Source organism: Streptomyces sp. NPDC058401 (genome assembly GCF_042722885.1).
GTDB lineage: Bacteria > Actinomycetota > Actinomycetes > Streptomycetales > Streptomycetaceae > Streptomyces.
In genome coordinates this window covers 1-9,880 of record NZ_JBHXKA010000020.1, presented here as the reverse complement: position 1 = coordinate 9,880, position 9,880 = coordinate 1, and the positions used below count along the sequence as shown (strand labels likewise).

General features: G+C 74.2%; 10 protein-coding genes. 7 read left to right on the top strand and 3 right to left on the bottom strand.

What is annotated here, in order from left to right; translation table 11 throughout:
* The first annotated feature begins 242 nt into the window (after positions 1-242).
* Genes ACFWNV_RS10240 through ACFWNV_RS10230 form a run of 3 tightly spaced genes read left to right on the top strand, consistent with a single transcriptional unit; the run spans position 243 to position 2,378 of the window.
* A complete protein-coding gene (locus ACFWNV_RS10240; protein ID WP_383943437.1) occupies positions 243-728 on the top strand; it encodes a DUF2771 domain-containing protein in 486 nt (161 codons plus the stop codon).
* Between the two features lie 13 nt (positions 729-741).
* A complete protein-coding gene (locus ACFWNV_RS10235; protein ID WP_383943434.1) occupies positions 742-1,503 on the top strand; it encodes a futalosine hydrolase in 762 nt (253 codons plus the stop codon).
* Entirely contained in the window at positions 1,500-2,378 is an 879-nt protein-coding gene (locus tag ACFWNV_RS10230) for a 1,4-dihydroxy-6-naphthoate synthase (protein ID WP_383943431.1), read from the top strand. The genes ACFWNV_RS10235 and ACFWNV_RS10230 overlap by 4 nt, the downstream gene beginning before the upstream one ends.
* Before the next feature lie 56 nt (positions 2,379-2,434).
* Here ACFWNV_RS10230 and ACFWNV_RS10225 read toward each other — a convergent pair whose 3' ends face one another.
* A complete protein-coding gene (locus ACFWNV_RS10225) occupies positions 2,435-2,818 on the bottom strand; it encodes a cold-shock protein (RefSeq protein ID WP_323187858.1) in 384 nt (127 codons plus the stop codon).
* A gap of 144 nt (positions 2,819-2,962) precedes the next feature.
* Between ACFWNV_RS10225 and ACFWNV_RS10220 the strand changes: the two genes are divergently transcribed.
* Complete coding sequence (locus tag ACFWNV_RS10220) at positions 2,963-3,244, top strand: hypothetical protein (RefSeq protein ID WP_383943428.1); 282 nt, start codon at positions 2,963-2,965, stop codon at positions 3,242-3,244.
* Positions 3,245-3,265: 21 nt separating this feature from the next.
* Here ACFWNV_RS10220 and ACFWNV_RS10215 read toward each other — a convergent pair whose 3' ends face one another.
* Together ACFWNV_RS10215 and ACFWNV_RS10210 are read right to left on the bottom strand one after the other, a co-directional pair.
* A complete protein-coding gene (locus tag ACFWNV_RS10215) occupies positions 3,266-3,895 on the bottom strand; it encodes an HAD family hydrolase (protein WP_383943425.1) in 630 nt (209 codons plus the stop codon).
* 95 nt (positions 3,896-3,990) lie between these two features.
* A complete protein-coding gene (locus tag ACFWNV_RS10210) occupies positions 3,991-4,926 on the bottom strand; it encodes a hypothetical protein (RefSeq protein ID WP_383943422.1) in 936 nt (311 codons plus the stop codon).
* A 98-nt stretch (positions 4,927-5,024) separates the two neighbouring features.
* Here ACFWNV_RS10210 and ACFWNV_RS10205 point away from each other — a divergent pair, with 98 nt between their 5' ends.
* The 3 genes from ACFWNV_RS10205 to ACFWNV_RS10195 all read left to right on the top strand — a co-directional run bounded on the left by ACFWNV_RS10205 (position 5,025) and on the right by ACFWNV_RS10195 (position 9,801).
* A complete protein-coding gene (locus ACFWNV_RS10205; RefSeq protein WP_383943419.1) occupies positions 5,025-7,520 on the top strand; it encodes a helicase C-terminal domain-containing protein in 2,496 nt (831 codons plus the stop codon).
* A gap of 74 nt (positions 7,521-7,594) precedes the next feature.
* The gene (locus ACFWNV_RS10200; RefSeq protein WP_383943416.1) at positions 7,595-8,200 is read left to right on the top strand and encodes a DUF4291 domain-containing protein; all 606 of its coding nucleotides are present in this window, start codon (positions 7,595-7,597) and stop codon (positions 8,198-8,200) included.
* 326 nt (positions 8,201-8,526) lie between these two features.
* Positions 8,527-9,801, top strand: coding sequence for an LPXTG cell wall anchor domain-containing protein (locus ACFWNV_RS10195; protein ID WP_383943413.1), 1,275 nt, complete (start codon positions 8,527-8,529; stop codon positions 9,799-9,801).
* Positions 9,802-9,880 lie beyond the last annotated feature (79 nt).

The window sequence follows — 9,880 nt, the reverse complement described above, 5'->3', positions numbered from 1 at the left end:
GGGAACCGCGCGACGGGCGCCGTCACGAGGCCCCGCTCATACGAGCGTCCGGGTCGTTGGGGGGGGTGGGATTGTCGCAACAACCCCCGGCGGGCCGGGGCCGCCCGGGCGCCCCCCCCCGCCCGGGGGGGGCGCCCCCCCCCCCCCAAAGCCCGGCGCAGCCGGGGGCGCTCCGCGCCACGGCGCCGCACCACGCGACCCCGTGCAGCAAGGCCGCGTACGGGCCCGATAGCCTTCGGCTCATGACCGCACCGCTTTTCTCGGGTAGGGCCCGCCGCAGCGTCGCGGCCCTCGGAGCCGTTTCCGCCGGCCTCCTCCTCCTCTCCGCCTGTGACAAGCCGACGCCGCTGGCGACCGTGACGGTCGGCACCTCGTCGGTGTCCACCGAAGCCGCCTGCAGCGATGGCAAGGAGCTCACGGCCGACAAGGTCCAGGAGTGCTTCGCCGACCTCAAGCACGCCAAGAACGTCAGCTACGGCCGCGGCGACACGCTGCGCCTCGGTGTCGAGCCGGACGTCGTCGAGGACGGCAAGAAGTGGCAGGCGGTCCTCGACGGACAGCCGATCACCGAGCCGTCCTCCAACACGTACCGCAGCTTCCCCGGCGCCGACCTGTTCGCCACCGGCGGCCAGGGCGAGGCCCCGGCCTCCAAGAAGCTGAACATCGTCCAGGTCTCCGAGGACGGCAAGCCCCTCGCCGTCTGGGCCTTCAACGTCAAGCTCAAGTAGTCACGTACCCACCATGCGCGCGCTCATCGTGACCGCGGTGACGGCGGAGGCAGACTCCGTCGTCCGAGGCCTGTCCGGTCCGGTCCCTCATCCGGACCACGTCCCCGTCGACGAGCACGGCCCGGACCACGCCCCCGGCAGCGAACCGCCGCGCACCCTCCCCGGCGGTTACCTCATCCACCGCCGGGGAGCCTTCGACGTGCTGGTCGCCGGTGTCGGGCCGGCCGCCGCGGCCGCCGGTACCGCGACCGCGCTGGCGCTGGCGCCCGACCCGGAGGGCTACGGCCTCGTCGTCTCCGCCGGCATCGGCGGCGGGTTCGCGCCCGCCGCCCCGATCGGCTCCCTCGTGGTCGCCGACGCGATCGTCGCCGCCGATCTGGGCGCCGGGACCCCGCAGGGGTTCCTGACCGTCACCGAACTCGGCTTCGGCCGCAGCGTGCACCTGCCTCCCGCAGAGCTCGCCGCGCGCGCCGCCGAGGCGACCGGGGCGCTGCTCGCGCCCGTCCTGACCGTCTCCACCGTCACCGGCACCGCCGCCCGTACGGCCGAGCTCGCCGCCCGGCATCCGCTCGCCGGGGCCGAGGCGATGGAGGGCTTCGGGGTCGCGGAGGCCGCCGCCGCCCACGGGCTGCCCGTGCTGGAGATCCGTGCCGTCTCCAACGCCGTGGGCCCGCGGGACCGGGAAGCCTGGCGGATCGGCGAGGCGCTGACGGCGCTGGCCGACGGCTTCCGGGCCCTGGGCCCCGTACTCGCTTCCCGGGGAGGACCTTCATGACCGCAGCCGATGCCGCAGGGCCCGTACGGATCGCGTACTCGCCCTGCCCGAACGACACCTTCGTCTTCGACGCCTGGGCCCACGGCCGGGTGCCGGGCGCGCCCGCCCTCGACGTCACCTTCGCGGACATCGACATCACGAACGGCATGGCCGAGCGCGGCGAGCTCGACGTGCTGAAGGTGTCCTACGCCGTCCTGCCGTGGGTGCTGGAGGAGTACGCGCTGCTCCCCTGCGGCGGCGCGCTGGGCCGCGGCTGCGGACCTCTGGTGCTTGTAAAAGACCGCAGTCTGACCCAGGAGCCGGGGCTCGACCTGACCGGCAAGACGGTCGCGGTGCCGAGCGAACGCTCCACCGCCTACCTGCTGTTCCGGCTGTGGGCCGCCGACGTGCTGCCCGAAGGGGTCGGCAAGGTGGTCGTCCTCCCCTTCCACGAGATCATGCCCGCCGTGCGCGACGGCCGGGTCGACGCCGGACTGGTCATCCACGAGGCCCGGTTCACCTACCGGGACTACGGACTGCACTGCCTGGCCGACATGGGCGAGCACTGGGAGTCCACGACCGGGCTGCCGATCCCGCTCGGCGCGATCATCGCCAAGCGCTCCCTGGGCGCGGACGCGCTGCGCGCGCTCGCCGAGTCGGCCCGTACCTCGGTCCGGATGGCCTGGGCGGACCCGGAGGTCTCCCGGCCCTACGTCCGGGCGCACGCGCAGGAGCTGGACCCGGCCGTCGCCGACCAGCACATCGGGCTGTACGTCAACGAGTTCACCGCCGACCTCGGCGAAGCCGGTTACGCGGCGGTGCGCGGGCTGCTGACCCGGGCGGCCGCCGAGGGGCTTGTTCCGGCCATCGCCGCCGACGCGCTGGCCTTCCCGTAGGACGTGGCCGTGCCCCGCCGCCCACGTGGGCGGCGGGGCACGGTCGTGCGCAGAGGTCAGACGTCGAGCTGGTCGGCCACCGCGCGCAGCATTCCGGCGATCTTCCCGCCGTGCGCCTTGTCGGGGTACCGGCCCCGCTCCAGCTGCTGCGTGACGTTCTCCAGCAGGGTCGTGAGGTCCTGCACGATGGACGCGAGTTCGTCCGGCTTGCGCCGCTGCGCGGCCGCGACGGAGGGTGCCGGATCCAGGACGATCACCGAAAGTGCCTGGTCACCGCGTTGCCCTGCGACGACACCGAACTCGACGCGCTGGCCGGGCTTGAGCGCGTCCAACCCGTCGGGGAGCACCGACGAGTGGACGAAGACGTCGCCGCCGTCGTCGCGGGAGAGGAAGCCGAAGCCCTTCTCACTGTTGAACCACTTGACCTTGCCGGTAGGCACGTCCGTCCTCTGTCCTTGAGTTCGTCGGGTGGGAAGCGGGCCCTCGGACCCGCACCTCTCAGGCTAGTTGCCCCTCTCCGGGTGACAAGACGTTCCCCGGTCCTTCGCGGGTGACCGCTCCGGCCCAGGAACTACCCTGGTCGGGTGACTGTTACTCCTCAGCCCGATCCCGGCACAGGTCCCGACGCGGGTCCCGACGCGGCCCGCCCCGGCGACGCGCTCGTCAAGACCGGCGGCATCGTCTTCATCGCCGGCGCCGTCGCCACGCTCGCCACGATGGCCCCGCTCTTCCTCGACGTGGACCCGTTCCCCTCGTACGCGTGGGCCGTGTGCATGCTCATGGGCGTCGGCTTCCTGATCTCCGCGGCGGGCGTGCTGCGCTCGGCCGCCGCACAGCGCACGGCGGCCCGCGCCTCGCAGGCGTAGCCCGGGGCCCTGCCCTCGCGGTTACGCGGTCCGCGTGCGCTCGTACTCCGCGAGCCAGGCCGGCAGCTCCGTGAGGTCCGCCAGGACCACGTCCGCGCCCGCCTCGCGCAGTTCCGGCTCCGGGCACGGGCCGGTCGGCACCGTCACGGAGACCGCTCCGGCGGTGCGGGCGCCGCGGACGTCGCCGACGTGGTCGCCGACGTAGACCTGGGCGGCGTACTCGCGCAGGGCGACCGCCTTGGCCTCCGCCCACAGCGAGCCGATGACCGCGTCGGGCTTGATGCCCAGGTGGTCCAGGTGCAGACGGGCATTGGGCTCGTGCTTGGCGGTGACGACGATCGCGCGGCCGCCGAGGGCCCGGACCGCTTCGACCGCCTCGCGGGCGCCGGGCATCGCCGGGGTCGCCGCGATGGCGTGCGTGGGGTAGATCTCCCGGTAGCGGTCGGCGATGGCGGGGATCTCCGCCTCCGGGAACCAGTACGCGAGCTCCTGGTCCAGCGGCGGCCCCAGACGGGTAATGGCCTGGTCGGCGTCGATGAACGTACCCGTCTCCGCCGAAAGCGCCTGGAAGGCCGCCTTGATGCCCGGCCGGGAGTCGATGAGGGTCATGTCGAGGTCGAACCCGACGGTCAGCTGCGCTTCAGAGCTCATGCCCCCATTGTGCCGAGAGGGGCTTCACCGGCGGGAACGTAGACCGAGGCTTGCCTTACCGGACGGTGAAATGTGGGGACATGTCAGCCTCCTCGTCAGCGGCGCCGGGAGCGCCAGAGGAGGTACAGCGCCGAGGAGACCGCCGCGGCCCGCGCCAGCCAGGGCAGCAGGTCCTGGAAGGTGCCGCTCAGGGCCTCGTCCGCCAGGGGCGAGCCCCAGCGGCCGTTCAGGCGGCCCCACAGCCACACCACCGCCCCCGCGAACACCACCCCGGGCAGCCCGAAGACCACCCACTTCCGCTCCGCGGGACCCAGCACGCGCGAGGCGTACGCGAGCAGCCAGCCCGCGGCGAGCAGCAGCCAGTAGCCGGAGACGGCCCCCACCAGCAGGACCACCGCCGCGAGCAGCAGGAAGACGTACGGCTTCGGCCGCGGCGCAGCCGCCACCGCGGCGGCGGCTTCCGCCTTCGCCAGGCGCCGCCGCTCCCGCAGGTAGCCCATGAGCGTGCGCCGACCGCCCTCCGGCTCCCCCTCGGGGTCGGAGCCGGCCGCGGAATCGGAGTCCGCATCCGCGGCCGCCGGAGCCTTCAGGAGCTCCGGGATCTCGATCCCGCCCGCGAAGCCCTCCACCGTCGACCCCGGCCCGACCGTCCACCAGTCGGGCTCCAGCCTCTCCCCCGCCCCCAGTTCGTCGAGCCCCGCGAGATGCGGCGGCGCAGCCCCCCGCTGCACCGGCACCGCGGGAGCCGCGGGAGCCGAGGGAGCCGAGGGAGCGGAAAGGACATCGGACGGCTCCGCCCCGCCCGCCACGGACCGCGCGTCGAGCACCTCCTCGGGCGTACCGATCCGCTGCAAGATGCGCCGCACCGCCGCCGGCGTCTCCGGCTCGTACTTCGCCCGGCTCCGGTCGATCTCGTCCCGGAGCCCCGCCACCAGCCGCATCCGGTCCCCCGACGACAGCTGCCTGCGCTGCGCCAAGTCCCCGACCCGGCTGAGATATTCGTAGACCAGATGGTCGCTCTCGATCCCCACGCCCCGGCTCCTCCCGTGCCACCTCCAGCGAAGGTAGCGCGTACGCCCGTGGAGCGGCCGGGGGCGCAGCGGATACCGCAGCGGATACCGTTGACCGGATGGGGACCGGCCGACTGACCGGCCGACGCGACCAGGAGGCGACGACCGTGCCTGACCCGAGCACCGCGGGAAGCGCTCCGCGCTCCCTCGCCGAAGCGCTGCGCGCCCGTGACGACGACGGGCTCGGCGCCCTGCTGCGCGCCCGCCCGGACCTGCTGAGCCCGGTCCCCGGGGACGTGACGCAGCTGGCCACCCGGGCCGGGACGCGGGCTTCGGTGGTGCGCGCGCTGGACCGCCTGGACCGGTTCGCCCTGCAGGCCGCCGAGGCCCTGGCGGTGGGCCCGGAGCCCTGCCCGTACGCGGTACTGGAGTCCCTGCTCAGCGGTGACACCGGTACCACCTCCGGCGCCGACAACGGGGCCCGCGCCGAACTCCCCCGGGCCCTTGCCACCCTGCGCGAGCAGGCCCTGGTCTGGGGCGACGACGAACGGCTGCGCCTGGTCCGCACCGCCCGCGAGCTGCTCGCCCCCTCCGCCACCCGGCCCTCCCCGACCGGGCTCGGCCCGACCGTCGCCGAGGCCACGGCCGGCATGTCGCCGACCCGGATCCAGGAGATCGTGGCGGCCGTCGGGCTGCCCGCGACGCACGACCCGGTGTCGGCGGTGACCGCGCTGACGGCCCTGTTCACCGACCCGGTACGGATGTCGGCGCTGCTCGACGAGGCTCCGGCGGAGGCCCACCAGGTGCTGGGCCGGCTCGTGTGGGGCCCGCCGTACGGGGAAGTGACGCCCCATCCGACGCCCCCGGTGCGCTGGCTGCGCGATCGCGGCCTGCTGCTGCCGGCCTCGGCGCGCACGGTGCTGCTGCCCCGCGAGGTGGCCCTGCACCTGCGCGGCGGGCTCGCGCACCGGGTGACGGAGCCGCTGCCCCCGGCCGTTCCCCTGCACCGTGAGCACCGTCCACAGCTTGTGGACGCGAACGCCGCCGGCCAGGCACTGGCGGCGCTGTCGACGGTCGAGGAGCTGGTGAAGTCCTGGGAGCACGCCGGTCCGGCCGTGCTCCGGGCGGGCGGGCTCTCCGTACGCGACCTGAAGCGGACCGCGTCGACGCTCGACACCGACGAGCCGTCGGCGGCGTTCTGGGTCGAGCTGTCCTACGCGGCCGGCCTGCTGGCCAGCGACGGCGAGGCCGACGAACGGTACGCCCCGACCCCCGCCTTCGACGGCTGGCTCGAACTGCCGCCCGCCGAGCGCTGGTCGGTGCTGGCCGCGGCCTGGCTGACCGCCACCCGGACCCCGGGCCTGGTCGGCGAACAGGACGCGAAGGGCCGCACCCTGTCCGCGCTCGGCGCCGAACTGGACCGCTCCGCCGCCCCCGAGGTCCGCCGCCGCATCCTCGGCCTGCTCGCCGTCCTCCCCGAGGGCGGCTCCCCCGACCCGGCCGCGCTCCTCGCCCGCCTGGACTGGGAACGCCCGGTGCGCGGGACGAGCGAACTGCGGGCCCGCCTCGCCCGCTGGACCCTGACCGAGGCGGAGGTCCTCGGAGTCACCGGCCGGGGCGCGCTCGCCGCGCCCGGCCGGGCCCTGCTGGAGGGGCGCGACCCGGCCCCGCTGCTCGCGCCGCTGCTGCCCGAGCCCGTGGACCACGTACTGCTCCAGGCCGACCTGACGGCGGTGGCCCCCGGGCCGCTGCGGCGGGCGCTCGCCGAGGTGCTGGCCGTGCTGGCGGATGTGGAGTCCAAGGGCGGGGCCACCGTGTACCGCTTCACGCCCGGGTCGGTGCGCCGCGCCCTGGACGCCGGGCACACCGCCGTCGACCTTCAGTCCTTCCTCACCGAGCACAGCCGGACCCCGGTGCCGCAGCCGCTGTCGTACCTCATCGACGACGTGGCCCGGCGGCACGGACACCTCCGGGTCGGCGCGGCCTCCTCGTACGTGCGCTGCGACGACGACGGCATGCTGAACGAGATCCTCGCCGACAAGCGGTCCGCCGGCCTCGGGCTGCGCCGGCTCGCCCCGACCGTACTGGCCGCTCAGGCCGAACCGACCGCGCTGCTCGACGGGTTGCGGGCCATGGGCTACGCCCCGGCCGCGGAATCCCGTACGGGTGACGTCCTGCTCTCCCGCGCCGACGCCCACCGCACCCCGGCCCGGGCCCTGCCCGTACCGGTCCCGGACGGGCCGCCGGTACCGGACCCGACCCTGCTGGGAGCGGCCGTACGGGCCATCCGCGCGGGCGACCTGGCGGCGACGGCGGTCCGCAAGGAGCCGGCCGGGCCCTCCGGTTCCGGCGCGGGCGGCTCCGGCACCCCGGGCGAACTCCCGCGCACGAGCGCGGCGGAGACCCTGGCGACCGTGCAGGCGGCCGCTCTGACCGGGTCGGCGGTGTGGATCGGCTACGTCAACGCCGACGGGGCCGCGAGCCAGCGGGTCATCGCCCCGGTACGGGTGGAGGGCGGCTTCGTCACCGGCTACGACCACACGGCGGACGAGGTACGGACCTTCGCGCTGCACCGGATCACGGGGGTCGCGGAACTGGAGGAGGACCAGATCTAGCCGGTGTCCCCGGGGGGCGGCGGGACGGGGAAATCCTCTGGCAGGGACGGGTCGCGGGCCAGCACCCTGGGGCCATGACCGAAGCCAGCGCCCACCCCGTCCCCCGCCATCAGATCCGCGCCGCGCACACCGCCGACACCCTCACCGTGTACCAGGCGTACCACCCCCGGATCGGGGTGCCGGCCGCCCGCGAGGGCCGTTTCCCGCCCGCCTGGAAGCGCGAGCGGATGACCTGGGTGAAGCCCTCGTTCCTGTGGATGATGTACCGCTGCGGCTGGGCCACCAAAGCCGACCAGGAGACGGTCCTGGCCGTCGAGATCACCCGCGCGGGCTTCGACCGGGCGCTGAACTCCGCCTGCCTGTCGCACTACGTCCCCGGCGTGCACGCCGACCGCGAGGCCTGGGCCGGGGCGCTGCGCACCGCCCCCGCCCGGGTGCAGTGGGACCCGGAGCGCGATCTGCACCTGAACCCGCTGCCGTACCGCTCGCTCCAACTCGGCCTGTCCGGACCCGCGTCGCGCGCCTACGCCGACGCGTGGACGGTCGCCATCCGCGATGTGACCCCGCTGGCACGGGAGATCCACGGGCTGCTGCGCTCCGGCGAGCCGGAGGCGGCACGGGCCCTGCTCCCGGTGGAGACCCCCTATCCGGCCGGGCCGCTGGAGCACTTGGGCGCGTAGCAGAGGGTGGCAGCGGGTGGCAGAGGGATCGAAACAGGTCACGGCCATTCCGCTATCTCCGCAGGTCAGGCGACCGGCAGAGGCTTTTCGGCCTGTTGCACGGCGGTGACATTCCGGCGACGGATTGGGGATGTGGTCTGTGTGAAGATCAGTTCATCGCAGCAGCGACCGGGGGGAAAGAAACCGGGCCGCCAGCGAGAACCCAGCACCACCGGACCGGCGTTCCACCGCCGGCCACCTCGCTCGGCCGCTCATCCTCTGCTCTGCCTCTCGGCCTCTCGGCCGCCACTGTCGCCTGATCTTGAAGATTCCTGGGGGAGTCCACCATGTCCGCTCGCACCGCCGCCCTCCGCACCGCCTCCGCCACCCTCGTCGCCGCCGCCGCCATCGCCGGTACGGTCCTCACGCCGATGACCGCCTCCGCCGACGAGAACAACCCCCAGGCGCTGAAGACCACCATGAGCGCCCCGGCCCCCAGCGGCCCGCTCACCCGCGGCGGTGCGACGGAGACCTTCGACCTGACGGTGACGAACACGACGGACAAGTCTTCCTCCTACCACCCGTGGATGCTCCTGGACCCGACCGGCGCCAGCCCGCTCCAGCAGAGCGACGTGGTCTACAAGGTCGAGCCGCTGAGCGCCCCGGCCACCACTTACACGATCGGGCAGCAGGACGGTGAGTGGCAGGGCCTGTTCTACCCGGCCGGCAAGAAGTCGAGCGACGGCTTCGAGATCCCGGCCGGTGGAAAGCTCACCTGGAAGATCACGATCGGCCTCGCCAAGAGCTACCCCACGACCAACGGCGACTTCACGCTGCGCGCGGCGAGCTTCGCCGGTGAGGTCGCGGACGCCAACATAGCCTCCCTGGCCTTCAAGACGGACCCGGCGGTCAAGACCGGCAAGCTGGAGAGCTCCTTCAAGAACGTCGGCGCCTGCAAGGTCCCGTCGCCCCAGTGCAAGGAGATGGACCTGACCTACCGGCTCACCGGCGACGGCGAGTTCGGCGAGGCCCTCGCCACCAACCTGGGCCTGGGCTTCGACCAGGACGCCGAGAACCCCAACCTCCAGGTGGAGGTGCTGGTCGACGGCAAGTGGGTCGGCTACGGCACCTCCGACCCCTACAACTTCATGCTGCCGACGATCCCGAAGGGCTTCAGCGCCGCCGCCGGCGAGCGTGTCCTGCACCTGCGCACCAGCTTCGGCCCGAACACGGACTTCAAGAAGGCCACCACCGTCAAGCTGCAGGCGACGATCGGCCTGGCCGAGGGCAACACCTACGAGTTCGCCGGCGCCGACACCCAGTTCCAGCTCACCCCGGCCACCACGCCGACGACCCCGGCGCCCACCTCGCCGGCCCCGACCTCCCCCGCGCCGACGTCCCCGGCGCCCACCACCCCGGCCCCGACCGGTTCCGCGACCACCGTCCCGGTGACCGCGACGACCCCGGCCACCGCCAACACCCCGGCGCCGAACGGCTCCCTCGCCCACACCGGCGCGGACTCCGACACCGCCCTGTACTCCGGCCTGGCCGCCGTCCTCATCGGCCTCGGCGGCGCTGCCGCCTGGTTCGGCGCCCGCCGCCGCAAGGCCCTCCGCGGCTAGTCACACCCCACACACGAACGGCGCGGGGGGGCCGCCCCCCAACTGGCCGGGCCCCCCCCCCCGGCGGTTTACGCCCGTG

What these genes read in the sequence shown, in the direction of transcription:
- ACFWNV_RS10200 (WP_383943416.1), top strand. Translation starts at nt 7,595, where the DNA reads ATGACCGAAGCCAGCGCCCACCCCGTCCCCCGCCATCAGATCCGCGCC.
- ACFWNV_RS10230 (WP_383943431.1), top strand. Translation starts at nt 1,500, where the DNA reads ATGACCGCAGCCGATGCCGCAGGGCCCGTACGGATCGCGTACTCGCCC.
- ACFWNV_RS10205 (WP_383943419.1), top strand. Translation starts at nt 5,025, where the DNA reads ATGGGGACCGGCCGACTGACCGGCCGACGCGACCAGGAGGCGACGACC.
- ACFWNV_RS10215 (WP_383943425.1), bottom strand. Translation starts at nt 3,895, where the DNA reads ATGAGCTCTGAAGCGCAGCTGACCGTCGGGTTCGACCTCGACATGACC.
- ACFWNV_RS10235 (WP_383943434.1), top strand. Translation starts at nt 742, where the DNA reads ATGCGCGCGCTCATCGTGACCGCGGTGACGGCGGAGGCAGACTCCGTC.
- ACFWNV_RS10195 (WP_383943413.1), top strand. Translation starts at nt 8,527, where the DNA reads ATGTCCGCTCGCACCGCCGCCCTCCGCACCGCCTCCGCCACCCTCGTC.
- ACFWNV_RS10240 (WP_383943437.1), top strand. Translation starts at nt 243, where the DNA reads ATGACCGCACCGCTTTTCTCGGGTAGGGCCCGCCGCAGCGTCGCGGCC.